This window comes from Synechococcus sp. JA-3-3Ab (genome assembly GCF_000013205.1).
Classification (GTDB): Bacteria; Cyanobacteriota; Cyanobacteriia; order Thermostichales; family Thermostichaceae; genus Thermostichus.
In genome coordinates this window covers 742311-765733 of record NC_007775.1, presented here as the reverse complement: position 1 = coordinate 765733, position 23423 = coordinate 742311, and the positions used below count along the sequence as shown (strand labels likewise).

Sequence of the window (23423 nt, the reverse complement as noted above, 5' to 3'; positions counted from 1 at the left end):
AAAAAAGTCAGGCTAGAGGTGGGATTATGGCCTTTGATTGGTTTCGCCGTCGCTACACCGACTCCAAGGGTGAAGCAGAGTCCTCTCCCCAAAAGGCCGAGTCGGCAACTCCCCCAGCGGCAGAGCCGGCTGCCATGTCGCCGGAAGACTATTTGGCCTTTGCTAAAGCCGCCTATGCCAACCTAAAAGCGCGGGCTGCCGCCAAAGCTACTCAAGCAGAGGTTGTCTCCCCAGCCGCCCCAGAACCCCCTGCAAGCGAGGGATCCCAGCCCTCTGCTCCAGCAGCTACAGCACCTGAAGCCGCCTCTCCCTCATCGTCTCCTGAGCAGCCGGCTGCTGTCCCCTCCTTTTTTGATCTGGCTCCTCGCGCTGCCGAGCGCCTGCAGGCCCTAAAGGCAAGCGCCGTGGAGGAACCGGAGCCGATCCCTGCCAGCGTTGTTGCTCCTGCTGCCCCACCTCCAGAGTCGGCAGAGTCGGCGGCGGAAGAGCTGGTTTTCGACGAGGGCTTCCGCTGGTCAGCCGAGATCCTGGCGGCCCAAGGACGCAAGCCCGAAGAGATCTCCGTAGAAGAGATCTCCTGGCTGCAAAAGCTGCGGCGGAGTCTGGGCAAAACCCGCCTCAACCTGATCAACCAGTTAAAGGCTCTAATGGGCCGGGGGCCTCTTGATCGGGAGGCGGTCGAAACCATTGAGACGATGCTGCTGCAGGCGGATGTGGGCGTTGAGGCCACTGAGCAGATCCTCCAGGCCCTGCAAAAACGCATGCGGGAGGAGGTGGTGCCTCCAGAGGAGGCGGTGAAGTACCTCAAGCAGCAGATGCGGCAGATGCTGACGGTAGGGGATCCCACCTTTGCGCCCCAGCGGGGCACGCTCAACATCTGGCTGATCGTGGGCGTGAATGGAGTGGGCAAGACCACCACCATCGGCAAAATTGCCCATGTGGCCCGCCAGTCCGGCTACCAGTGTCTAATTGCTGCTGCCGACACCTTCCGCGCTGCCGCCATAGAGCAGCTCAAGATCTGGGCAGAGCGGGCGGGGGTGGAGGTCATCGCCAACCCTTCCCCTAACGCTGACCCGGCCGCCGTGGTGTTTGATGCCATCACCGCCGCCAAGGCCAGAGGCACCGAGTTGCTCTTGGTAGATACAGCAGGCCGCCTGCAGAACAAGAAGAACCTGATGGAGGAGCTGGCCAAGATCCGCCGCATCATCGACAAGAAAGCCCCCGAAGCCAAGGTGGAAAGCCTCTTGGTTTTGGATGCTACCCAAGGGCAAAACGGCCTGCGCCAGGCCCAGGTGTTTGCCGAAGTGGCCAAGCTAACCGGCGTCATCCTCACCAAGCTGGACAGCACCGCCAAAGGAGGGATCGCCCTAGCTATTACCCAGCAGATGAACCTGCCTATCCGCTTTATTGGAGCTGGCGAGGGGTTGGAGGATCTAAGGCCTTTTTCCAGCTACGAGTTTGTGGAGGCTCTTCTTAGCGAATATTGAAGGTGCTGGGGGGAAAGAAGATGGGCTTGGCCGAAAGCGCTGCAAAGCCTGGCTCTCGAGTTTGGCTTTGGAGGGCGGTGGGGGGGTGGTAGGTCTGGCCTGGGCAGGGGGGCGCACCGCTGGATCCAAGCCGGCTTGGCGTTGGCTCTTGCCCAACCCGTTCGGCAGCCAGGAGCGCTGCAGGAGTTTGTGGTCACCTTGGCCGAGGTGCTGTCGGGGATGCTGGGCTTTACCCTCTCGGTGGTGGCCATTGTGGTGCAGTTGAGTGCTGATCGCTTCACCCCCAAAGTTACCGAGTTGTTTCTGCGGGAGAAGACCAATTTCTACCTCTTCTCGTTTTTGATTTTGGCCAATGTAGTCAGCTTGTGGAGCTCGGTGGCCCTGGGTTTCTACGAGGATCCCCAGCTCCTGATTGGGCTAAACCTACTGCTGGGTACGGCCTCGTTTTTGGTGCTCATCCCCTACTTCAGCTTTGTGTTTCACTTCCTACAGCCGACTTCGATTATTCGCCGCATTGAGCAGCAGGTGCAGCAGGCGATTCTGGGGGCCTCCAGATGGGAACAGCGACAGCCCTCTGCCCTACAACCTTGCGCTGCCGCCCATCAGCGCTGCCTCTCGGCCTTGGATGAAATCAAAAGTATTGCCATCAGCGCCCTGCGCCAACGGGAGGAGGTCATCCTCCTGGAAGCCTTGGATAGCCTAAAGGCCTTGTGGATGTTCTATGCCCAGCACAAGGCGCACCTACCCCGCTCCTGGTTTCTCTGGACGCCAGCGCTGTGCTGAAGATCCTGCGGCAGTATCAGGCCCTGTTTACTGAGGGCCTCAATGGCCTGCGGCAAGCAAGGACTCTGGTGGCCATTCACACGCGGGAGCTGGGGATCCGCGCCCTGCAAAGCCGAGAGCTCCGGCTGGTCGGCTGGGTGATCAAGTTCTTCAACACCTACCTGCGGGCGGTGATCAACGCACGGGATATCCGCAGCGGCTACAACCTGCTCAAGCAGTACCGTTTGCTGGCCGAGGCCGCTTTGCGCCATCAGCAGTCGGCGTTGGTCTTGGAGATGGTCGGCCATTTTCGCTACTACAGCCTAGTGGCCTACAAGGCCGGCTTACTTTTCCTTTCTGAAACCTTTGGCTTTGACCTAGGGGTGCTGGCCCAACTCAGCTGCGCGCTGCAGTCAGAGACAACGGAGGCCATCCTACAAGTCCTGCTCCACCTGGACCAAGACCCGGAAAGCGAGCAGCAGGAAATGACCCTGCGCGGGATCCGGAAAACCCAGGCGCGGCTAGCAGCCTATTTCCTTAGCCGTGGGCGGGAGGATTTGGCCAGGCTGATCTATGAGGATATGCAACAGGAGCCTTTGGCCCGACTGCAGATCATCCGCCAGGAACTTCACTCCACTGCTTCTGAGTTTTGGGAGTTTACGGATCGGGCGGAGAACTTCTACTACCTGGAGCCTGCCCTTCGACCTTATGCCGAGCAGTTTTTCAGCTGGTTTCAGGGACTAACCTCTCTGCCAGCCAGCCTGGAGGGCGTTCCTGGATCCCTGGAGCTTCCGTAAAAAGAAAAGGCCAGATCTCCTTCTGCAGAGTCTAGTCTGGTTAGAGCCGCCACTTGGTGCCGTTCCAGAGGGCTTGTTCATGCGTCCCTTCGGCAACCCCAACCGCTTGGGCAGTTCTCCTCGCCGGGGATCCCTGCCCCCAGCCAGCTCTTTTGTCCAGTTTCGCCGCGACCCGCATCTGTTTTCCTTTTGGGCTTTGAGCCTATTGATCGTGGGCCTGGCAGTGCCGCTGTTTGTGCTCTCGGGAGCGGATCCCAGTTTGGCTGGTTGTGACGAGAGCTTTTACGCCCAGATGGCTCGCGAGCTGCTGCGGGGAGGCAACTGGCTGGGGCCAACTTTTCTGGGAGAGCCTTTTTTTGAGAAGCCTCCCCTACTTACCTGGAGCGTGGCCCTCAGCTTTGCCCTTTATGGCGTAAACGAGTGGGCGGCGCGGCTGCCCGGGATCCTGGCGGCTTTGCTTTCCATCCCCCTCATCGGCTGGATTGGGCGGGCCTTTTTGCCAAGCCGGGCGGCCCTCTTGGGAATGGCAGTTTTGCCCCTGTGCTACCTCTGGGTGCAGCAGGGGCGGCTGGTGGGTCAGGATGTGCCTCTAACCTGCCTGGAGCTCCTGGGGATCCTAGGCCTAGTGAACGGCATCCGCGGCCACCGGCGCTGGTTCTGGTTGGCGGGAGTGGCCTTTGGACTGGGCCTTTTGATGAAGAGCGCCATGATCCTGCTGCCGGCGGTGGCTTTGATCCCCTACCTGTGGCAGCAGCGGCGGCACTGGCTGGGATCTGTCCCCTTTTGGCTGGGGCTTTTGCTGGGCTTGGGAATTTTCGGCCTCTGGCTAGGCCTGGCCATAAGCCTCTACGGCGCCAAGGTCCTGCTCACCTTAGTAGGGAAGGTGTGGGATCTGGGGCAAGAACCCTTCCATGCCGATGCCACCGGCTGGTATTACTTTTGGCACATCCCGATCCATGGCTTCCCCTGGACGGTTTTGGCCTTGGTGGGAGGCTGGCTGCTGCTGCGGCAAAAGCCGGGATCCACCCTGCTGGTTTGGTCTTTCCCCCTGCTGTTGTTTTTGCTCTTGCAGCTCTATCCCACCAAAACGCCCTACTACACGGTACAGCTCTATCCCTGGCTAGCTCTCCTAGCGGGGGTGGTTCTGGATCAAGCTCTGCCCTTTCCGCTCCGCTCCGCCTTGCCGGCAACAGCAGGACGAGGCTCTCGCCGCGACAGACCCCATGTGGCCCAGGTGCTCTCTTGGGGGCTGGCGGCGGTGGGAACCCTGCTTTTGGGTTTGGGGCTGGCCCTCAAGCGGGATGTTGAGGGACTGGGTCTGCTCCAACCCCACGCTTGGCCATTGATGGCGATCGGCCTGCTGTATCTGCTCTTGCCGGCAATCTGGAGCTGGCGGCGGGTGCTGCATTATGCCGGCGAACTCTGGGTGGGCACGCTCCTGGCTGCCAGCATCCTCACCATGGTCAGCATTGTCCTGCGGCCTGACTTCGGCAATTTCAATCCCGCCTTTGCCCAGATGGACTGGAAACAGATGCTGGGCTCTGCAGACCCTGATTTTCCCACGGTGGACATTGGCCGCAGCGGCCTAGCGGACGTCTGTCAGGCCCAGGCCCTTGCCTTCTACACCCCCAACCCAGGACGGTGGGTGGATGACCAGGCCCTGCAAGCAGGGAAACATGGGGATTACCTGTGGGTCTCTCCTGTCCAAGCTCAGCAGATATCGATCCAGAATCTGGGGCTGCAGCCTTTGGCCGAGGTGGATGGCTGGCAACTGGTGCGCCGCTTGAAAGCGGGGTAGTGGAGGTGAACTCTGCTGCTAGCTACAGGTCGTGGCAGCGAGAAGGTCACTTTGCCATGGGCAAGGTCGGATTCGAACCGACACGGTTTCCCGCCGCATTTTGAGTGCGGTGCGTCTACCAGTTCCGCCACTCGCCCAGGCTTGAACCATTATCCTACTGAACCGGCGAAACCTCGTCAACCACCCCTACGCGCCGCGGGCTTGCTCGAGTTGCTGGGCTTTTTGCCGCAGCTTGCGGGTTTGCTCCATCACCTCCTCCAGATCTTCCTGGGAGAGGCGCTCTACGTAGTTGATCTTGATCTCTTCCAGCAAGTCTTGCAGCAGGGAGCGGATCTCATCCAGAGCATGTTGCTGGGTAAGTTCACCTGCCAAGACTTCGCCAAATCGCCGCAACAGTTGGGCCACCAGCTTGGAGCCGACGGGATCCTCGAAGCTGTTGGTCAAGGCTTTGTAGGTGGTGGTGGTCAGCTCGCCGGCCAGGCGCTCCGTCAGTTGGCTGAGCAGGGATCCGAGGCCGGGCAGCCGTTCCAGGGTTTGCAGGGCGGGGAGTTGTTTGAGCAGGCCATCCAGGTTGTAGCGGAGCCATTGCTCCACCTCCGGCTGAACCTGGGGCAAGACGCGGTAGAGGACGGTGCGAAAAACCAGGTTGGCAATGGCTTCCAGCTCGTTGATCTCGTTGAGGTCGATGTAGCTGCGGGAGGGATCGGCTGCCGGCAGCAGGGGCAGGGATCCCCGCTGGATGGATGCCTGGATTTGGTTGATCACCCGCACGACGATGACCTCGGTCAGGTCTTCGGCGAAGTTGGTGACAAAGCCCTGGCTTACCTGGGCCCGGACCCGCTCCAGATCCAGCAACTGCGCCTGTCCCAGCCGGATGGTGACGGGGATCACCCGCAGCCAGCGCCAAAAGGGCAACAGCAGCAGCACATCGTACCAGCGCCAGAGCATGGCATCCAGCCAATTGACGCCGGTGTAGCGGCGGCTGATGGCCACCGTGCGCAGGACAAATTCCAGCCCAAACAGCAACACAAAGGGAAAATCCAGCAGCGGAAAAAAGTCCACGGGGCTGCCGCTCTCGCCGATGGGGCGGGAGTAGTTGGTCTCGAAGAGGGGGCGCAGCCGGGCCTGGAAAAATTCGATCCCGTCTTTGGGATCGACGCTGGCCAAGTATTCGGCAGTCCAGAAGCGGGCGAAGGCGGCCCTGGCCGAGTCGGCTCCGGGGATGTGCTCCCGCATCAAGTTGAGGATGCGCACAAACTGGCCGGTTTTGTTGGCGGCCTGAAAGGGGTTGGTCTCGATCATCTCGTCGCTCAGTTGCCGCAAGCGGGCCAGGAGCGGCGCCGCCGCTTCCGACTCCACCCCAAAGCGCAGGGTGACCTGGCGCAGCTCATCCACCAGGGCCAAGTAGCGCTGGGTTTCCGGGTTGGGCTCAATGCCTTTCACCGGGTCATACAGGTCGGTTACCGGGGAGCGGCTGGTCTGTTGGGAGAGGATGGGCAGGGGAATGGGAGGGCCAAAGGCGCCGAAGATCTGCACCCGCCCCTGGAGCCAAAAGTCCCGCCAGGGCACGTAGCTGAGGTCGAAGAGCACCCAGCACAGGTTGCCCAGGGCCAGCAGAGCCATTCCTCTTTCGTAGAGGAGCAGCCAGCGACTTCGTCCCTTGCGAACAGAACGTTTGATAATGCGTCGGGCCGCGTTCATGATCTCGGGCAACGGGTCGGGTGAAGCCAGCCCTAGCCTACCACCCCTGGCTTGAGCTTCTCTGGGCCGCGGCAAGCTGTTGCACAACCTGGCCGAACTGCTGCCAGATGGCCTCTGCCTGTGGCCCCACCTGGCGCAGGATCCAGCCCTGACAGACGGGATCCGGAGACTTGACCAGCCAGTGTGGGGATTCTGTCCCGCTGACGTGAACGGTCGGCCAAGTGGGTTCCGGCCAGTCCCCCAGCAAATACAGGGATCCCCAGCAGAGATGGGATCCCAGCACCGACGCGGTGGAGACATGCTGGTGGGGAAAGCGGAGATCGATGTGTTCTTGCAGCCAGAGCTTTTTCTGGCGGCTAGCAGATGGGCTCCCGGCAGCGACCCAAACCCGCAAGCTGCTGGAAAGGCGCCGAAACTGCCAGCATTCCCCCATGGCCAGCCGCCCGGCCGTCCAGATCTCGGCATAGGCCAGGCGGGCACTGGGATCCAGCTCGATCTGCACCTGTTGGCGGAAGTCTGCTCCTGCGCCGGGAATGGTCGGGTGAGGGATCCAGATCAGTTGGCTGGTGGGGGCCAGCTTGACCTTGGCCTGTTGCCGGATCAGGCCGGGGTGGAGGCGGGTTGCCCCCTGGGTGCGAATTGCCAGCCCTGCGCCTGCCCCCAGCTCGATCGCGATGTGGTGGCGATCCCCGCCCAGCAGGCCGCCGTTGGGGTTGCGCAGGTAATAGAGGGGCGGCTCACCGGGGGATCCCAGCCATTGCAGGGGGGCCTGAGAATACTCCCAAATGCGGGCATGTTCGCCTTGGCGGCTGATCTTCAAGAGGGCCTTGCCGAAGGTCACAGGCGGCTTACAGAGGGGGAGTTAGCCTGGATGGGGCAAAAGAGCACCTCCCGCTTCAGCCAGCTCAGGATCTGATCCAGTCCCTCGCCCGTGCGCAGGTTGGTAAAGACAAAGGGCCTGTCTCCCCGCATGCGGCGGGCATCCCGTTCCATCACCCCCAAGTCCGCCCCCACATAGGGCGCCAGGTCGATCCTGTTGATCACCAGCAGGTCGGAGCGGGTGATCCCCGGCCCCCCTTGCGCGGGATCTTGTCCCCTTCGGCCACATCAATAACATAGATGCAGGCATCCACCAGCTCTGGGCTGAAGGTGGCCGCCAAGTTATCCCCTCCCGATTCCACCAAGATGGGATTCAGGGGACAGAAGCGGCGCTCCAGCTCCTGAATGGCATCGAGGTTGAGGGAGGCGTCTTCCCGAATGGCCGTGTGGGGACAGCCGCCGGTCTCCACGCCGATGATCCGCTCCGCCGCCAGCGCCTTGGCCCGCACCAAAAACTCGGCATCTTCGCGGGTATATTAGTCTCCACGGCCAAAGACAAGGGATCCCGCAGTGCCAGACAGAGCTTTTCCACCAGGGCGGTCTTCCCGGATCCCATCGGGCCGCCAATGCCAACCCGCACCGGCTGAGCAGTCTGCGCCATTTTGCCCGACCTCTGATACCTGATACTCTTTTTGGGCATTCTAGAACTAGACGCTTGCAAGGGATCCGGGTATGGTTCGACTTTTGGTGGCAACTGCCGTAGTGCTGGTGGGCTTTCTGGTGGTGAACCGGCTCTACCGCAACCCGCTCAGTTCAGAGCCAAGTCCAGAGCAGGCCAGCCCAGAAGCCGCCCAGCAAGGGATCCCCCAGGGAGGGCCGCTGCAGATCTACCAATCGCGGGAACAGCTCCAGCAAACCCTCAACCAAGGGGCTACAGCTACCCAACAGCAGGTAGAAGCCCTCGAGCAGTCCTTGGGCAATTAGTTGTGGCGGGCAGGAGGAGATATCCCCCAAACGCGCTAAAGTCGAGAATGCTGCAATTTTTTATAGATCATCCATGCGGATCCCTCCTGTTCCTCCGGAAAAAGCCGACAAGCAACTGCAGAAGGTTTACGAAAGCCTAGAAAAAACCTATGGCACCGCCCTCAACCCGCTACAGGTAATGGCCCACAAGCCGCAGCTGATGCGGGCGGTGATGAACCTGTACGGAGCGCTGCACACCGACAACCCCAACCTGCCCGAGGAGCTAAAAGAGCTGGTCAGCATCCGCATTGCCCAGATCAACGGCTGCCGCCACTACTGCCTGCCCTACCACACCCTGCAGGCGCAAAAACACGGCGCCTCCCCGGCCAAAATTGCCGCGGTGGCCCAGGCCCGCACCAGCGCCCTCTACACCGAAGCCGAGAAGCTGGCCATCGAGTACGCCGAGCGCATGACCGTGCCCAGCATGGTGGTGACCGACAGCTTCTTTGCCCGCCTCAAAACCATTTGGTCAGACGAAGATCTGGTGGAGCTCTCGGCCTGGATTGGCTTTATGAACTTCTGGACCAAGGTCATCGCCGCTTTGGATGTGCCTCTGGATCCCATCTTTGCCGAGCAGCTCCAGGCTTCCTAGTTTCCCAGGTGCTGATGAAGGATGGAGGAACTCCCCTCTTTTGCCAAAAAAGGGGGCAGAAGGATAGACACCCTTCCATAAAGGCTGCTGCCTAGGCCCAGTCATCCCGTGTACTGAAGCTGCGGCCGTAGACCTGGCCGCGGGCGTGGATCTGGCGGGTGCGGGCAAACAGCTCCTCTTCGCTCAGGCCCCACTGTTCCAAGATCTGATCCAAATCCCGCTGCAGATCCCAGGCGCCGGGAAAGCCGTGGTAGCGGATGCGCAGACGGGCCACTTCGGCCAGCACCCAATCCGAGGGGGGGCTCTCCTGCACTTGGGCCATCAGCTCGTTGAGAAGAGCCCGATCGGTGTCGTATTGCGGATGCTGCTGCTCCCGTCGAGAGGAGCTGTTTGTAGGGGAACCAGCCATTGCTCTCCCTCCTTTTTTTCACGTTAGCTGAGTCATCAAGAGCTCCTCAATAGCAAGAATTGGGATCCCTGATGGCCCGAGAGCTCGAGGAACCGCGGGAAAGCCGCTATACTGCAAATGTTGCAGACCATAAACATTCTTCAGTTGCGGAGGCGGCGGCCATGCCCATGCCCATGATCGAGACCCGTACTGACCGGATGCTGCTCAACTTTGGGCCGCACCATCCTTCTATGCACGGGGTCTTGCGCCTGCTGGTCACCCTCGATGGCGAAAACATCGTCGACTGCGAGCCGGTGATTGGCTATCTGCACCGCGGCATGGAAAAAATTGCCGAAAACCGCACCGTGGTGCAGTACCTGCCCTACGTCTCCCGCTGGGACTACGGTGCCGGCATGTTCAACGAGGCCATCACCGTCAACGCCGTCGAGAAACTGGCTGGGATCCCGGTGCCCCGGCGGGCCAGCTACCTGCGGGTGATCATGTTGGAGCTGACCCGCATCACCAACCACCTGCTCTGGTTTGGCCCCTTCTTGGCCGACCTGGGCGCCCAAACCCCCTTCCTCTACGCCATGCGGGAGCGGGAGTGGATCTTGGATTTGTTTGAAGCCGTCACCGGCATGCGCCTCATCAACAACAACTACTTCCGCGTCGGGGGCGTGGCGGTGGATCTGCCCTACGGCTGGACGGAAAAATGCCTCGATTTTTGCGAGTACTTCCTGCCCAAGGTAGATGAGTACGAGCGGCTGGTTACCGACAACCCCATCTTCCGCCGGCGGCTGGAAGGGATAGGGGTCATCTCCAAGCAAGATGCCATCAACTGGGGCCTGTCTGGGCCCATGCTGCGGGCCTGCGGCGTCAACTGGGATCTGCGCAAGGTGGATCACTACGAGTGCTACGACGACTTCGACTGGGAGGTGGCGGTTTACCCAGAGGGGGATTGCCTGGCCCGCTATCGAGTGCGCATGAAGGAGATGCGCGAGTCCTGCAAAATTGTGCAGCAGGCGGTGAAGGCCCTGCCCGGTGGCCCCTTTGAAAATCTGGAAGCCAAGCGCATGCTGGAGGGGCCAAAGTCGGAGTGGAACAAGGGCGACTACCAGTTCATCAGCAAAAAGCCCTCGGCCAACTTCAAGATCCCCAAAGGAGAGGCCTACGTACGGGTGGAGAGCGCCAAAGGGGAGCTGGGGATTTACATTGTTGGCGACGACAACGTCTGTCCGTGGCGCTGGAAGATCCGTCCACCCGGCTTTGTCAACCTGCAGGTGTTGCCTCAGCTCATTCGCGGCATGAAGGTGGCCGACATGATCGCCATCTTGGGCAGCATCGACATCATTATGGGGGAGGTGGATCGCTAAGATACTCGTAGGAAAGGGAGGACAAGGGCGATGGCCTGGGCGATCTTGCTTCTGCCGCTCCTGATTGTCGTAACTATTGCCGCGATTATCGGTCCCAAGCAATGGGCCAAGTACCAAGAAGAAAGGCGCCGCCGCGCCGAAGAGTTATCCGACGCCCGCCTGCAGGCCATCATTCAGCAGGAGCTGCGCCGCCGCCACCGTCCCCCTCAGTCGGATCCCAACGGCAAAGCCTAGTTAGATCCACAGACTCCAGTGCCTTTTTTGACTCACCGTCTCTAGGGAGCCACTCAACCCCATGACAACCGCCGGCATTGACCTACAGCTTGGTTTTGAAACAGCCCTGCAAAACTTGGGCCTGAGCCCAGGCGCTGCCCACGCTTTGTGGGTACCTTTGCCCATGTTGCTCATGGTCATCGCCGCCACCTTAGGAGTGATGGTCATGACCTGGCTAGAGCGGAAGATCTCGGCGGCGGCCCAGCAGCGGATTGGCCCCAACATGGCCGGGCCACAGGGGGTACTGATCCCGATTGCCGATGGCATCAAGCTCTTGACGAAGGAAGATGTGCTGCCCAGCTTGGCCGACCCAGTTTTGTTCACGCTGGGGCCGATCCTGGTTTTCCTGCCGGTCTTTTTGTGTTATCTGGTGGTTCCCTTCGGCCAGAACCTATTGATCTCCAACATCGCCATCGGGGTGTTTTTCTTGATCGCCACCTCCAGCGTGCAGCCCATCGGCCTGTTGATGTCGGGCTACGGCTCCAACAACAAGTATTCTCTGCTGGGGGGGCTGCGGGCGGCGGCCCAGTCAATTAGCTACGAACTGCCCTTGGCCTTGTCGGTGCTGGCGGTGGTGCTGATGAGCAACGGCCTGGACACCGTGGGGATCGTGGAGCAGCAGAGTGGGCTGGGGATCCTCAGTTGGAACGTGTGGCGGCAGCCGATTGGCTTTGTCATTTTCCTGATCTCGGCGCTGGCGGAAACCGAACGGATCCCCTTTGATTTGCCGGAAGCCGAAGAGGAGCTGGTGGCCGGCTACCAGACGGAGTACTCCGGCATGAAATTTGCCCTGTTTTACCTGGGATCCTACGCCAACTTGCTGCTGGCCTCTCTCATTGCGGCGGTGTTGTACTTGGGCGGCTGGTCGTTTGTGGTGCCGGTGGAAACAATTGCCGCCTGGCTCGGGATCCCGTTGGACAACCCCTTTTTGCAGATCGGCGCGGCGGTGTTGGGCATTCTCATGACGATGGTCAAGGCTTTTATCTTTGTGTTTTTGGCCATCCTCTTGCGCTGGACCCTGCCGCGGGTGCGCATTGACCAGCTGTTGGATTTGGGGTGGAAATTTCTGCTGCCCGTCTCGTTTGTGAATTTGCTGTTGACGGCGGCTTTGAAGCTGGCCTTCCCAACCTTTTTCGGGGGTTAATGAAAGTAGAAGCAGCAAGGGAGAGGAAATAGGTCATGACTTTTCTAAAGCGCGTTGGCGAATACGTAAGCGATGCCTTCAAGGCTGCTAAGTACATTGGCCAGGGGATGGGGGTCGTCTTCGACCACATGAACCGCCGGCCCGTGACTGTTCAGTACCCCTTTGAGAAGCTGATCCCTTCCGAGCGCTTTCGGGGACGCATTCACTTTGAGTTCGATAAGTGCATTGCCTGCGAGATCTGTGTTCGGGTTTGCCCCATCGACCTGCCCGTGGTGGACTGGGTCTACAACACCGAGCTGAAGAAAAAAGAGCTCTACAGCTACAGCATCGATTTTGGAGTATGCATTTTCTGCGCCAACTGCGTAGAGTTTTGCCCCACCAATTGCCTCTCGGTTACCGAAGATTATGAGCTAGCCACCTACGACCGCCACGAGCTGAACTACCATCAGGTGGCGCTAGGTCGCCTGCCTTCCAAAGTAACAGAGGATCCAATGGTGACACCTCTACGGGAGTTTGCCTACCTGCCCAAGGGGGTGATCGATCCCCACGACCTGCCTACCGGATCCCAGCGAGCTGGGAAGCGACCCGAAGAGATTTTGGCAGAGATGAGAGCGGCTAAAGCAGCAGAAGCAAAAGAGGACAAAACTGCTGCAGAGCAGTCTAACTAATAGGCATAGGCAGCTCTCTTGAGTAGTTGACAAGACGCCTTCTTCACTCCAAGAGGTTTGGGCCCAGGCTAATTCCCTCTCTTTGTTGCCGTTCTTGTTTGTGCTGCGGGCGCAGATTGCAAACGGCAACACTTCATCCTTGACGGCGACCGAGGTCTTCACCCCCTCTCTAGGAGACAGAAATCGTCAGCAAAAGCCGGTAAGAAAGGCGACCGGCTGCCACCTAGCGCCTTCTAAGTGGAAATCGAGTGCCCTTCTGGAGCCAACCCCAAGCTAGTTCACCGAAATGGCAGGGCCGAGGTTGAAGTAGGTGGTGCTGCCAGGGTTAGTGGTGTTGTCGAAGATTGTAAGGGTAGTACCGCCGACCCTGATCGGCCCAGGCAAAGGAATGGCGGGAGTCACTCGAACCTGGCCACCAAAGGGGATGGTGAATGGGCCTGGGAAGATAACCACATCTCCAGACACCGAGGTGGAAGTGGCAATAACGGGGGAACCTCCTGCTCCTGTCACCCTTACTGTAGCACCAGCAGGCAGGCCTGGGATAGTGATCGTCACACCGGCAGGAGTAGGCGTTAGCGTCGGCGTGGGCGTTGGCGTTGGCCTGGGTATTGGCTCTGGGATGGGCGTTGGAGTCAGCCTAGGTGTCGGTTCCGGGGTAGGTGTGGGTGTCAGTTCTGGAGTGGGCGTGGGCGCCGGAGTTGGGGTGGGCCTTGGAGTTGGCCTGGGTGTTGGCGCTGGGATGGGCGTTGGAGTCAGCCTAGGTGTCGGTTCCGGGGTAGGTGTGGGTGTCAGTTCTGGAGTGGGCGTGGGCACAGGGCCAACGCTGATCCTTTCAGCAAAGTTCCCCTGGAAGCGGTTGTTGGCCAAGTAGGCAGCAACTACTGTCTCCGGAGTGCCAGCTACCACTTGAATCCCTACCCCCATGCCTTCACTGCGGGTTATGAACGTATTGTCGGAAATAGTACGAGCTTGGCTTCCTTGCAAAATGCGGATACCAACACTGCCAGCTATTCTGCCAACACCGATCCTATTAAATTGGATGGCCGGTGCCGACCCCGCTCCATCCAGCTGGATCCCAGTTGTGCCGTCGGTAGCTGCTTGCCGAGCCTGCACTGGCGCAGCAGTTGCAGCAGTGGCTGGATCCCCTTCAATCTGGTTGTTACGGAAAACCCCGCCAGAGTTGTCGCTATAGCGAACAGCCAAAGCCCGCACAGCCTGCAGGAGGATTGTGCTGTTTTCAATGGTAGGGTTACTACCTGGCACAGTGCCTATACCCACACCACCAGCTTTGCTGACGGTGGATGAGATGCTCGCGACCCGGCCATTGCCAGAGATCTGCACACAAGGATCCGAAAATTGCCGGCAAAAGATCTGAGCCAGCTGGCCCAGAACCCCCTCCAGAACCGCAGCATTGCCATTGACCAAGATGTTGGAGCGGGGATCGTTGAGAGTTACCTTGCTCGGCTGAAAGTTGCCGTTGTTCACCTGAACGCGCCCACCTTCTAGCACCACATCCACCCCCTGTAGGCTGGTTTGGCTAGCTACAATCAGGTCGAAGGGTCCGGTCAGGATCTCGTAGGCTGCGGAGCTGGTGATGCGAATCCGTCCGCCGTTGGTGCCGTCGCCCCCATCTAGGGCCAGGTTGCCCTGCAGCCTCTCTCTACCTGCCCCCAAAATCTGGATCAGCACCTCTAGTCCTGCTGTGGCATTTTGCAGCCGCTGCGCTTCTGCAACGGCATCAGCCACCTTGGTAAAGGGGCCCCTGGCCGGATCCACTTGCAGGACGACAGATCCACTACCTGGCGACGGCAGAGGGGGAGAGTTGCCTGTGCCTCCTCCACAGCCGAAAGCGATCCCTGCCAACAGAGTCAGCAAAAGGGAACGAACTGGCCAGATAGATTGGGATACTGGGCCGTTTGTAGGACGAAGTCTTTCCATCGGTGGAAGATCCTTGGCAAGTTCCCATTAGTCAAGCCTATCAGAACTGAAGACACCCAGAGCCCCGATAGACCCCTGGGATCAATCTTCTCAAGCAGAGCCTCCTAAAGGGGATCTTGGCAGAGGGTCTGCAATCAGTAGGGAAATTTGAAGTTCTAGCGTTGTCGGCCAACCACGACCACTTGCAAGCAGCCCAGAGCAGATGCTGAGCCGGTATATCCTAGGAACGGATCCAGATAAGTTACAGGTCAGCCATGTTCTCTTTCATTCGCCCGGTCGCGCGCAACAGCTGGCTGCCCGCTTAAGAGATCCTGGGGCTGCCCCGCTGCAACTCATCGATGTGCGAGAACCGGTAGAGCCAGAGCTAGCCAACCTCAGTGCCCTTGGCTTTAGTACCGAGAGTAGCGCGAGCGGATTCTGGCGGAGCTTGACCGAGATTGCTCAGCTCTCGTCCTCTGCACCCACAACATTAGCGTCGGCATCCACGCCTGGGCTCTTGAGGTAGATCCCAGCCTGCCCCTTATTGAGTTCTACAGCGTCAGGGATCCCACCTTTTGTTCTAACAACTGGGCCAGATCTTGCAAGAAGGCCGCAGCGTGGGCGCCGTAAATGACGCGGTGGTCGCAGGTGAGGTTGACCTGCATCTGGGAGCGGATGGCGATGGCTTTTTCTGGTGTGGCCACCACGGTGGGGCGAGCAGCGCCGACGGCCAAAATAGCTCCTTGGTTGGGAGGCAGGATGGCGTCGAAGCGATCCACCCCAAACATGCCCAGGTTGGAGAGGGTAAAGGTGCCGCTGTTGTACTCCTCCGGCTGCAGTTGCTTGCGCCGCGCCCGCTCCACCAGCTCCTTCCAACGCCGTGAGAGTTCGTACAGGTCAACGCGGTTGGCCTGCTTGAGCACAGGGGTGATCAGGCCGCCGTCTTCCATGGCCACCGCCACGGCAATGTTGATCTCGGCTTTGTAGTGGATCCCGTTTTCCGTGTAGCTGGCGTTGAGGAGGGGATGCTTTTCTAGGGTCAGGGCCACCGCTTTCACCAAAAGGGCCGTCAGGGTTACCCCTTTGGGCTTCACCTGTTGGTAAAGCTGATCCAGGCTGTCGGTGGTGATGGTGTAGCCGACGTGGAACACCGGCACGCCCAAGCTGGCGTTCATGTTGCGCACCACCGCCGCCTGCAACGTGCTCAAGGGAACCACTTCTCCCAACGGGGCAGCCGCAGAGACAGGGGGGGGAGCTGCCGCTTGCGTAGAGGCGGCCTGAGCTGCAGCCCGCTCCACATCTTCGGCCACGATGCGCCCACCAGGGCCGGAGCCGCGCACCGTGCGCAGGTCGATCCCCAGGCTTTCTGCCAATTTTTTCGCCCGTGGGGAAGCCAGGATCCGCTGGGATCCGGCCCCGTTGGAGCCAGTTGGAAGGGTGGGGGTGGGGATCGCCGCAGGGACAGGGGTTGGCTGTTGAACTGTGGGGGTGGGGACTGCAGTAGGTGCAGTTGCCGGTAGAGCACCCTTAGAGAGGGCCTTGGCTCGCTCTTGGGCCTCGGCCACCTCCGCTTCGGTTTCGGCAATGAGGGCGATGGGGGCGCCCACCGGCGCCGATTCCCCTGCTGGGATGAGGATGCTGGCCAGAATGCCGCTGTGGAAGGACTCCACGTCCATGTCCGCCTTGTCCGACTCCACCACCAGGATGTTTTCCCCTTTCTCCACCCGGTCGCCGGGGTTTTTCAGCCAGGCGACGATCTTGCCCGTTTCCATGGTGGAGCTGAGGGCCGGCATGGAGAGTTCGTGGATCATGGCGGGGATGGCAACACAGCAGAGAAGATTGTAACCCAGCAGACGGGATCCCGGCGCCGCCCCCTGGGCCTATCGGCCAGCTTCTGCCTCGGCCACCACCAACAGGGTTTTCAGCAGGGAATCGGGGTTGAGGCTGATGGAGTCGATCCCCTGCTGCACCAGGAAGCGGGCAAAGTCGGGGTAGTCGCTGGGGGCCTGGCCACAGATGCCAATCTTGCGCCCGTGGCTTTTCACGGTCTGGATTACCTGGGCGATCATCCGCTTGACCGCCTCGTGGCGCTCGTCAAAAAGATGGGCCACCAGGGCGGAGTCGCGGTCCAACCCCAGGGTGAGCTGGGTGAGGTCGTTGGAGCCGATGGAAAAGCCGTCGAAGATCTGGCAGAACTCGTCGGCCAGGATGACGTTGCTGGGCAGCTCGCACATGACGTACACCTGCAGGCCGTTTTCCCCTCGCACCAGGCCGTGGCGGGCCATCTCCTCCAGCACCTTGTGCCCTTCTTCGGGGGTGCGGCAGAAGGGGACCATCAAGATGACGTTGGTCAGGCCCATCTCGTCCCGCACCCGTTTCATGGCCCGGCACTCGAGGGCAAAGCCGTCGCGATAGCGGGGATCGGTGTAGCGGGAGGCCCCCCGCCAGCCAATCATGGGGTTTTCCTCGTGAGGCTCGTAGCGGGATCCGCCCAGCAGGTGGGCGTATTCGTTGCTCTTGAAGTCCGATAGCCGCACGATCACCGGCTTGGGGTAGAAGGCAGCGGCGATGGTGGCCACTCCCTGGGCCAGCTTGTCCACAAAGTACTCCGGCTTGTCAGAATACTGGGCGGTGAGCTCTGCCAGGCGCGGCTCCTCCTTGACCGCCTCCTCGTAGTGAACCAACGCTAGAGGGTGCACCTGGATGTGGTTGGCGATGATGAACTCCAGCCGCGCCAGACCCACGCCATCGCAAGGGATCTCGCTGAGGCCAAAGGCTTTTTCCGGGTTGCCCACGTTCATCATCAGTTGGGTGCGGGGGCGGGGCAGCTCCTCGAGGGGGATCTCTGTAACTTCATAGGACAGCAAGCCAGGATAGACGCGCCCTTCCTCCCCTTCGGCACAGGAGACGGTGATAGGATCGCCGGAGCGGAGCAACTGCGTGGCGTTGCCGCAGCCAACAATGGCCGGGATCCCCAGCTCGCGGGCGATGATGGCCGCATGGCAGGTGCGCCCCCCTTGGTTGGTGACGATGGCGCTGGCCTTTTTCATGATTGGCTCCCAGTCGGGATCTGTTTTCTCCGTCACCAGCACCTCGCCGGCTTGGAACTGATCCGAGCGGCGCACATCCAAAATGACTCGAGCTGTGCCCTGGCCAATGGCCTCCCCCACTGCTCGTCCCCGCACCAGGGGTTCTGGGCGCGCCTGCGGCTGCGTCAAGCGATAGGTCTTGAGGCGGTTGGCCGCCTTTTGGGACTGCACCGTCTCGGGGCGGGCCTGGACGATGAACAGCTCGCCCGTGATCCCATCTTTGGCCCACTCGATGTCCATGGGGGTGAAGCGGCCCCGCAGCGCCGAGTAGTGCTCTTCGATGAGGCAGGCCCAGCGAGCCAGCTCCAGGATCTCGTCGTCCTTGAGGGCATATTGCCGGCGCAGGCTTTCGGGGACGGGTACGTTTTTGGTGAAACGGGATCCCTCCTCGTCGTAGACCAGCTTCAGGGCCTTGCTGCCCAGCTTGCGGGAGAGGATGGGCCGCCGCCCCTGCTGGAGGGTGGGTTTGAAGACCACGTACTCATCGGGGTTGACGATCCCTTGCACCACGTTTTCCCCCAGCCCGTAGGCGGCGGTGATCAGCACCGCGTCTTTAAAGCCCGTTTCTGGGTCGATGGAGAACATCACCCCCGAGCAGGCCAGGTCGGAGCGCACCATCTTCTGCACCCCCACCGAAAGGGCCACTTGAAAGTGGTCAAAGCCCTTGATCTGGCGGTAGGAGATGGCCCGGTCGGTAAACAAGCTGGCAAAACAGTGGTGACAGGCATTGAGCACTGCCCGCACTCCACGCACGTTCAGGTAGGTCTCCTGCTGGCCGGCAAAGCTGGCATCCGGCAGGTCTTCGGCGGTGGCGCTGGAGCGCACCGCCACATCGGTATCGGGGCCGTAGCGCTCGCACAGCTCCTGGTAGGCCTTGGCAATGGCCTGCTCCAGCTCTGGGGGGAAAGGCGTCTGCAAAATCAAGGTGCGGGCGGCCTTGCCCCGCTCGCGCAGGTTCCGCACATCCTCGATATCGAGGTCTTTGAAGATCTCCCGCAGCTTCTCCTCGAGGCCGGCAGCGGCGATGAACTGGCGATAGGCATGGGCCGTGGTGGCAAACCCCAGGGGCACGCGGATCCCTTTGGGGGCTAACTGCTGCAGCATTTCTCCCAAGGAGGCGTTTTTCCCGCCTACCTGAGCAATATCCCGCAGGCCCACCTCTGTGAGAGACAAAACCAAGGGCGGCTCTGAGCCAGGCTGGCGTTGAGGGGGTTGCTGAAGCTGGGACCCCAGCGCTGCTCCATCCAACATGCCTTGCCTCCTTGTACCCAGCGGACCAACTGTGTAATAAGTGTTGCAACACTTGCGTGTAGCAAGAAACTTTCCCCAGCCAGAATCTGGACCGGCTTTAAAAGGCTATACTCCCACTGTACTGAGGGTTTTTCTCTGATTAAAATCCCGGCACAGCCCCCTAGAGAAACCTGAGAAGGAGACGACACAGAGCCAATCCTGCCAAGATCCTGCTGAGAAAGCTGACACAAATCTTCGACCTTTTTTACCTAATGCAAAAGTAACCGCTCTGCCACAATGTTTTCAAAGCAGCAGTTTGCGGAAACAGGGTAAATGGAAGACCCCAGAGATCCAGTGGCAGAAATTCGCCGGGTGACAGTGACGGAAAAACAGCAGGGCTTGCGGCTGGATCGGGGGTTGGCAGAACAACTGCCGGAGCTGTCGCGCTCGCGCCTGCAGCAGCTTATCCGCCAGGGCCAAGTTTGGCTGAACGGCCAGCCCTGCCTGGATAAGGATCGCCCCCTGCAGGCCGGGGATCAAATCGAGGTGCGGATCCCGCCGGCCACCCCCACCCCCTTGCAGCCGGAGCGGATCCCCTTAGATATCCTCTATGAAGATGAGGATCTGCTTGTCATCAACAAGCCGCGCGGCCTGGTGGTGCACCCGGCTCCTGGACATGCCAGCGGCACCCTAGTGCATGCGCTGCTGGCCCACTGTCCTCGCCTTTCTGGGATCAACGGCGAGCAGCGTCCGGGGATCGTCCATCGCCTCGACAAGGACACCACCGGCGCCCTGGTGATCGCCAAACACGATCAGGCCCACCAGCACCTGCAGGCTCAGATTCAAGCCAAGACCGCTCGGCGCATCTACCTAGGGGTGGTGTTTGGCCGGCCAGCCCAAAGCCAAGGTACCATCTCTGCCCCCATTGGCCGCCACCCGGTGGATCGCCAGAAGATGGCGGTTGTGCCCCCCGGCCAAGGGCGAGCAGCGGTAACCCACTGGCAGGTGCTGGAGCGCCTGGGCAACTACACCCTGATGCAGTTTGAGCTGGAGACCGGGCGCACCCATCAAATTCGGGTGCACGCCGCCCACCTGCGCCTGCCCATTGTCGGGGATCCCCTCTACACCCAGAGCAAAACCAGCCCCGTCAAACTCAGCGGCCAAGCTCTGCATGCCTGGAAGCTCTCCTTTGTCCACCCGCGCACCGGCCAGCCGCTGCAGGTTACCGCCCCTCTGCCGGAAGAGTTCGAGCGGCTGCTACGGCAGTTGCGCAGCCAGGCCGGCTAGGCAGCCTCAGAGGTCGCTCTCCGCTCTGTCTAGCCTGTCCAATTGGGGTTCATGCTGATCCCCGTCCCCAAGAAGTTTCAGCCTTCAGCAAATCTTTAGAGAAGTCGGAAGTATTTTTGCCAGGTGAGTTGTTTAGAATGCGCTCATCCTGGCCAAGGTAAGCAATGCTACGTCAGATAGAGCGGATCCTGAAGCTAGATATGCTGCTGCGCTCCGGACAGCGAAAGACAGCCGCTTCGCTGGCTGAGGCTTTGGAGGTAAGTAAACTACCCGACACCCGCGCTATGCGCAGGGTGCGGGCTTTATCCCAATCCCTAGCTGACCCAGAGGACAGCTAAGTTTCGGAATTTCAGGCGAGTTTACAGTCGCCCCAAGGAGAGAGATTACTTGAGCAGCGTTATAGTCAGCATCCCCTTCCCACCCGCAGTGTCCACACTTGAACAACTTGCCGCTGCGGTAGGACTTACCCTGCTCAGGGTGGATGTGCAGGCATTTGTGGCAGGTCTGCGACGTGTAGGCAGGCGGCACCAGCACCACAGGCACTCCAGCAATGGCAGCCTTGTAGGTCACAAACATCCTGAGTTGGTAGAACGCCCAGTTATTGGTTCTGCGGCGCTCAGCTTTACTCCGAGGTTTCTGATTCAAGCGCTCTCGGATGTCTGTCAAGTCCTCAAAAGCCAGTGCCGCACCAATAGCCTGGGCATCCCTGACCAAGGTTTTGCTGATGTTATGGTTCAGCCGTTAAAGTTCTTTTTTGAGTTGTTTAAGTTTCATCCAAAGTTCTTCCCTTTCCTTTGGTTCCAAATGCACGTACCCTCCTATGAGGAGTTCAGCTTGCGGGCGTTTTATAACAAGGTAATTCACTATTTCTTTGAGGAACTGGATACACTGTCTATTTCCTGCGACGACCCAAGCATAAACCGGCTTGCTACCCAGCCTGCTTTTGTTGCGGGGATAAGTGTATGCTTTTCCCGGAAACTTCCCGTTCAGCCATTCAATAAGCTTGGGGCTTGTATTGCAAATAGATATATGAATAGAATACACAGGATTAACCCTACCACTAACCCTTCGAGAAAGCGTTATAGAACCTTCACCGTCTATCAAACCAGCGATATATCCTTTTTCAGCCTCGGTAAGATGATCCGTAAAGTTACCTTCCAACGGTTTACCCATCTCATAGGAACGAGCTTCTTTACTTCTCTTGAGTCCCAGCTTAAAAGCTCTCATTCGGATCGATTCCCAAGACTTCCTTTCAGGGAGAAGAGACATCAACTCGGCTTTAGTAGCCGATGCGTATTTCTGCCTAAGAATGTTGTCTTCTTCCTGAGAAAACCTCTTTTTACTACTCATTACAGGTTTAATAATGTTGGTATTAAAATTTTACCATTTGTATTATCAAGCGGCGTAGCGCCGTTCTCTCCCAGAGAGCCTTCTCAACAGCCTCCTAGAGCTGCGAGTGCGTTTGGATTGAACCTTGGCGCGTACACGGCTGAACCGGTCACGGACGGCCTGGATGTGTTCTCCACTCCAAGAGCGTCCGTTGCTAGCGGTGGCGATATCCCGCCTGCCCAAGTCAACTCCGATTACCTTTGGAGTTTTGCCAGTCGGGGGAGTATCCAACTCAACCGCAATGTTGATGTAGTACTCCCCTTGCTTAGTCTTGGACAGAGTAGCACTGGTGGGTGTTTGCCCCCGCAGCAAAGCGATTTGATAACCGCCAATCTTGAGCTTGAGCCAAACCCGTCCGCTCATCAGGGTCACGCCCACGGCTTGGTTGGACTCTCGGTACTTAAAAGTACGAGCGTCCAAAGTCAGACTGGTGGGGCGAAACTTGTGGACTTGCTTCACCGCCTTGGCGTTGCTAATCACACGGCGGAGCGCCTGACAGACGTGGTTGGCTTTCAGCCCCGTTGCTGCCCTTACCGGCCGATAGACCAAGTGGTGCAGCTTGGCGGTGTTCCAGCAGTTCTTTTGTTTGGCGGTGTCGAGAATCTGGTTGCAAGCATTCGCAAAGCCCTGCAAAGTGCGGTCAATTTCTTGACGCAACTCTTGTGGGACTATCAGCTTGCAACGTACAGAGATAATCTGGCTCATGGGCTTATTGTAGCTCATCCAGGCTTTGACTAGCAGGCGGGCTTTCCTCCCGGCACCAAGCCTGCGGCTATGGTGCGGGCCTCCAGCCCGAAAATAGGTGAACGAACGGTTCGAGCGGATATTAGTTTCTTGAAGGATCGCTTTCAAGCCCCCATCAAAGTCAGCCGTGAAAAAGGGTATCACTACACTGATCGGGAATGGCGCTTGCCGACGATACCCCTCACTAAGGGGGAGCTGTTTGCCCTGACTTTGGGAGCGAGAATGCTGGAAGCCTACGCCGGATCGGCCTATGCCCCGCAGTTGCGCTCGGCAATTGGGCGGTTGGCGCAACGGCTTCCAGAGCAGGAGTGGCTGGATCTCCAGCAGCTAGCCGATGAGCGGCTCATCTTTCGGGCAGGGGCAGAAACCCATCTGGATTGGGAGATTTGGCAGCGGTTGGAGGATGCCTGTCGGGAGAAAAGACGAGTGTGGATGCGCTATCGCACCGCCAGCCGAGGCGATCAAGTGTCGGAACGGGAGTTGGATCCCTATCTCTTGCACATCTACCGCGGCACCAATCCCTACGTGATTGGCTGGTGCCACAAAAGACAAGAAGTGCGCTGGTTCCGGGTAGATCGGATCCTGGCTCTCAAAACCCTGCCGGAAACTTTTGAGATCGACCCGACTTTCGATCCCAAAGCCCATCTGGCGATGATTTTTCAGCATGAGGCGGGCGGGATCCCTCGCCAGGTAAGAATTTGGTTTGACGCCCAAACGGCACCCTTCATTCGGGAGCGGCGCTGGCATCCGACCCAGGTCATTGAAGAAAACCCAGACGGATCCCTGATTCTGCGCATAACCGTGCGGGGGATGAATGATGTAAAGCGCTGGGTGCTGGGCTACGGCAGAGGAGCCAGAGTGCTGGAGCCTCCGGATTTGGTGGACATGATGCGGCAAGAGATCTGCGAGATGAGCCGGCAGTACGTTGACGAGGAGCCCTAG

Annotated in this window: 21 protein-coding genes, 1 tRNA gene and 2 pseudogenes; 13 read left to right on the top strand and 11 right to left on the bottom strand. The window is 59.6% G+C overall.

Going from position 1 to position 23423, the window contains the following annotated elements; translation table 11 throughout:
- Positions 1-26: 26 nt before the first annotated feature.
- The 4 genes from ftsY to CYA_RS03540 all read left to right on the top strand — a co-directional run bounded on the left by ftsY (position 27) and on the right by CYA_RS03540 (position 4844).
- Entirely contained in the window at positions 27-1487 is a 1461-nt protein-coding gene (ftsY, locus tag CYA_RS03555; protein WP_011429650.1) for a signal recognition particle-docking protein FtsY, read from the top strand.
- A 135-nt stretch (positions 1488-1622) separates the two neighbouring features.
- Positions 1623-2270 (top strand): DUF2254 family protein, encoded by a 648-nt coding sequence (locus tag CYA_RS03550; protein ID WP_041438133.1) that lies wholly within the window; start codon positions 1623-1625, stop codon positions 2268-2270.
- Complete coding sequence (locus CYA_RS03545; RefSeq protein WP_011429648.1) at positions 2264-3046, top strand: hypothetical protein; 783 nt, start codon at positions 2264-2266, stop codon at positions 3044-3046. The genes CYA_RS03550 and CYA_RS03545 overlap by 7 nt, the downstream gene beginning before the upstream one ends.
- 79 nt (positions 3047-3125) lie before the next feature.
- Positions 3126-4844: an ArnT family glycosyltransferase gene (locus CYA_RS03540; protein WP_071813502.1), complete on the top strand. Its 1719-nt coding sequence runs from the start codon at positions 3126-3128 to the stop codon at positions 4842-4844.
- 57 nt (positions 4845-4901) lie between these two features.
- Here CYA_RS03540 and CYA_RS03535 read toward each other — a convergent pair.
- From CYA_RS03535 to ureG, 4 genes and pseudogenes are all read right to left on the bottom strand, one after another.
- Positions 4902-4981 (bottom strand) — tRNA-Leu (locus CYA_RS03535).
- A gap of 49 nt (positions 4982-5030) precedes the next feature.
- Positions 5031-6545 carry a hypothetical protein gene (locus CYA_RS03530; protein WP_011429646.1) on the bottom strand — a complete coding sequence of 505 codons (1515 nt, stop codon included), beginning with the start codon at positions 6543-6545 and terminating at the stop codon, positions 5031-5033.
- A gap of 37 nt (positions 6546-6582) precedes the next feature.
- Positions 6583-7386: an urease accessory protein UreD gene (locus CYA_RS03525; protein WP_011429645.1), complete on the bottom strand. Its 804-nt coding sequence runs from the start codon at positions 7384-7386 to the stop codon at positions 6583-6585.
- Positions 7383-8025: pseudogene (gene ureG, locus CYA_RS03520) on the bottom strand (urease accessory protein UreG). Before ureG ends, CYA_RS03525 begins: the two are co-directional and overlap by 4 nt.
- A gap of 71 nt (positions 8026-8096) precedes the next feature.
- Here ureG and CYA_RS03515 point away from each other — a divergent pair.
- Complete coding sequence (locus tag CYA_RS03515; protein ID WP_011429644.1) at positions 8097-8348, top strand: hypothetical protein; 252 nt, start codon at positions 8097-8099, stop codon at positions 8346-8348.
- Between the two features lie 73 nt (positions 8349-8421).
- Positions 8422-8979 carry a carboxymuconolactone decarboxylase family protein gene (locus tag CYA_RS03510; RefSeq protein WP_011429643.1) on the top strand — a complete coding sequence of 186 codons (558 nt, stop codon included), beginning with the start codon at positions 8422-8424 and terminating at the stop codon, positions 8977-8979.
- A 91-nt stretch (positions 8980-9070) separates the two neighbouring features.
- Here the strand turns inward: CYA_RS03510 and CYA_RS03505 are convergent, their stop codons facing one another.
- Positions 9071-9388, bottom strand: coding sequence for a DUF3288 family protein (locus CYA_RS03505; protein WP_011429642.1), 318 nt, complete (start codon positions 9386-9388; stop codon positions 9071-9073).
- Positions 9389-9555: 167 nt separating this feature from the next.
- Between CYA_RS03505 and CYA_RS03500 the strand changes: the two genes are divergently transcribed.
- From CYA_RS03500 to ndhI, 4 genes are all read left to right on the top strand, one after another.
- On the top strand, positions 9556-10740 hold the full coding sequence (locus CYA_RS03500) for an NAD(P)H-quinone oxidoreductase subunit H (RefSeq protein WP_011429641.1): 1185 nt from the start codon (positions 9556-9558) through the stop codon (positions 10738-10740).
- A 30-nt stretch (positions 10741-10770) separates the two neighbouring features.
- Positions 10771-10974, top strand: a complete 204-nt coding sequence (locus tag CYA_RS03495) for a hypothetical protein (protein ID WP_011429640.1) — start codon at positions 10771-10773, stop codon at positions 10972-10974.
- 61 nt (positions 10975-11035) lie between these two features.
- Positions 11036-12157 carry an NADH-quinone oxidoreductase subunit NuoH gene (gene nuoH, locus CYA_RS03490; protein ID WP_011429639.1) on the top strand — a complete coding sequence of 374 codons (1122 nt, stop codon included), beginning with the start codon at positions 11036-11038 and terminating at the stop codon, positions 12155-12157.
- A 35-nt stretch (positions 12158-12192) separates the two neighbouring features.
- The gene (gene ndhI / locus CYA_RS03485; protein ID WP_011429638.1) at positions 12193-12825 is read left to right on the top strand and encodes an NAD(P)H-quinone oxidoreductase subunit I; all 633 of its coding nucleotides are present in this window, start codon (positions 12193-12195) and stop codon (positions 12823-12825) included.
- A 273-nt stretch (positions 12826-13098) separates the two neighbouring features.
- Here the strand turns inward: ndhI and CYA_RS13980 are convergent, their stop codons facing one another.
- From CYA_RS13980 to ppsA, 3 genes are all read right to left on the bottom strand, one after another.
- A complete protein-coding gene (locus tag CYA_RS13980) occupies positions 13099-14700 on the bottom strand; it encodes a right-handed parallel beta-helix repeat-containing protein (protein WP_228375430.1) in 1602 nt (533 codons plus the stop codon).
- 593 nt (positions 14701-15293) lie between these two features.
- On the bottom strand, positions 15294-16553 hold the full coding sequence (locus CYA_RS03480; RefSeq protein ID WP_011429636.1) for a dihydrolipoamide acetyltransferase family protein: 1260 nt from the start codon (positions 16551-16553) through the stop codon (positions 15294-15296).
- 69 nt (positions 16554-16622) lie between these two features.
- On the bottom strand, positions 16623-19082 hold the full coding sequence (gene ppsA, locus CYA_RS03475) for a phosphoenolpyruvate synthase (RefSeq protein ID WP_011429635.1): 2460 nt from the start codon (positions 19080-19082) through the stop codon (positions 16623-16625).
- A gap of 312 nt (positions 19083-19394) precedes the next feature.
- On the opposite strand from ppsA, the gene CYA_RS03470 reads away from it, so the two are divergent.
- Together CYA_RS03470 and CYA_RS14990 are read left to right on the top strand one after the other, a co-directional pair.
- A complete protein-coding gene (locus CYA_RS03470; RefSeq protein ID WP_049749717.1) occupies positions 19395-20348 on the top strand; it encodes an RluA family pseudouridine synthase in 954 nt (317 codons plus the stop codon).
- A 164-nt stretch (positions 20349-20512) separates the two neighbouring features.
- Positions 20513-20686, top strand: a complete 174-nt coding sequence (locus tag CYA_RS14990) for a hypothetical protein (protein WP_011429633.1) — start codon at positions 20513-20515, stop codon at positions 20684-20686.
- On the opposite strand, the pseudogene CYA_RS03465 reads toward CYA_RS14990, so the two are convergent.
- The 3 genes and pseudogenes from CYA_RS03465 to CYA_RS03460 form a co-directional block, all read right to left on the bottom strand.
- Positions 20631-21086, bottom strand: a pseudogene (locus CYA_RS03465) (RNA-guided endonuclease TnpB family protein); the annotation flags it as partial. The gene CYA_RS14990 and the pseudogene CYA_RS03465 overlap by 56 nt on opposite strands.
- A gap of 3 nt (positions 21087-21089) precedes the next feature.
- Complete coding sequence (locus CYA_RS13690) at positions 21090-21698, bottom strand: LAGLIDADG family homing endonuclease (protein WP_049749716.1); 609 nt, start codon at positions 21696-21698, stop codon at positions 21090-21092.
- A gap of 45 nt (positions 21699-21743) precedes the next feature.
- Complete coding sequence (locus CYA_RS03460; RefSeq protein ID WP_228375429.1) at positions 21744-22394, bottom strand: hypothetical protein; 651 nt, start codon at positions 22392-22394, stop codon at positions 21744-21746.
- A 177-nt stretch (positions 22395-22571) separates the two neighbouring features.
- On the opposite strand from CYA_RS03460, the gene CYA_RS03455 reads away from it, so the two are divergent.
- Entirely contained in the window at positions 22572-23423 is an 852-nt protein-coding gene (locus tag CYA_RS03455) for a helix-turn-helix transcriptional regulator (protein ID WP_228375428.1), read from the top strand.

Coding starts and splice junctions, on each gene's coding strand:
- ftsY (WP_011429650.1), top strand. CDS start 27: ATGGCCTTTGATTGGTTTCGCCGTCGCTACACCGACTCCAAGGGTGAA.
- CYA_RS03540 (WP_071813502.1), top strand. CDS start 3,126: ATGCGTCCCTTCGGCAACCCCAACCGCTTGGGCAGTTCTCCTCGCCGG.
- CYA_RS03530 (WP_011429646.1), bottom strand. CDS start 6,545: ATGAACGCGGCCCGACGCATTATCAAACGTTCTGTTCGCAAGGGACGA.
- CYA_RS03515 (WP_011429644.1), top strand. CDS start 8,097: ATGGTTCGACTTTTGGTGGCAACTGCCGTAGTGCTGGTGGGCTTTCTG.
- CYA_RS03510 (WP_011429643.1), top strand. CDS start 8,422: ATGCGGATCCCTCCTGTTCCTCCGGAAAAAGCCGACAAGCAACTGCAG.
- CYA_RS03505 (WP_011429642.1), bottom strand. CDS start 9,388: ATGGCTGGTTCCCCTACAAACAGCTCCTCTCGACGGGAGCAGCAGCAT.
- CYA_RS03500 (WP_011429641.1), top strand. CDS start 9,556: ATGCCCATGATCGAGACCCGTACTGACCGGATGCTGCTCAACTTTGGG.
- CYA_RS03495 (WP_011429640.1), top strand. CDS start 10,771: ATGGCCTGGGCGATCTTGCTTCTGCCGCTCCTGATTGTCGTAACTATT.
- nuoH (WP_011429639.1), top strand. CDS start 11,036: ATGACAACCGCCGGCATTGACCTACAGCTTGGTTTTGAAACAGCCCTG.
- ndhI (WP_011429638.1), top strand. CDS start 12,193: ATGACTTTTCTAAAGCGCGTTGGCGAATACGTAAGCGATGCCTTCAAG.
- CYA_RS03480 (WP_011429636.1), bottom strand. CDS start 16,553: ATGATCCACGAACTCTCCATGCCGGCCCTCAGCTCCACCATGGAAACG.
- ppsA (WP_011429635.1), bottom strand. CDS start 19,082: ATGTTGGATGGAGCAGCGCTGGGGTCCCAGCTTCAGCAACCCCCTCAA.
- CYA_RS03470 (WP_049749717.1), top strand. CDS start 19,395: ATGGAAGACCCCAGAGATCCAGTGGCAGAAATTCGCCGGGTGACAGTG.
- CYA_RS14990 (WP_011429633.1), top strand. CDS start 20,513: ATGCTACGTCAGATAGAGCGGATCCTGAAGCTAGATATGCTGCTGCGC.
- CYA_RS13690 (WP_049749716.1), bottom strand. CDS start 21,698: ATGAGTAGTAAAAAGAGGTTTTCTCAGGAAGAAGACAACATTCTTAGG.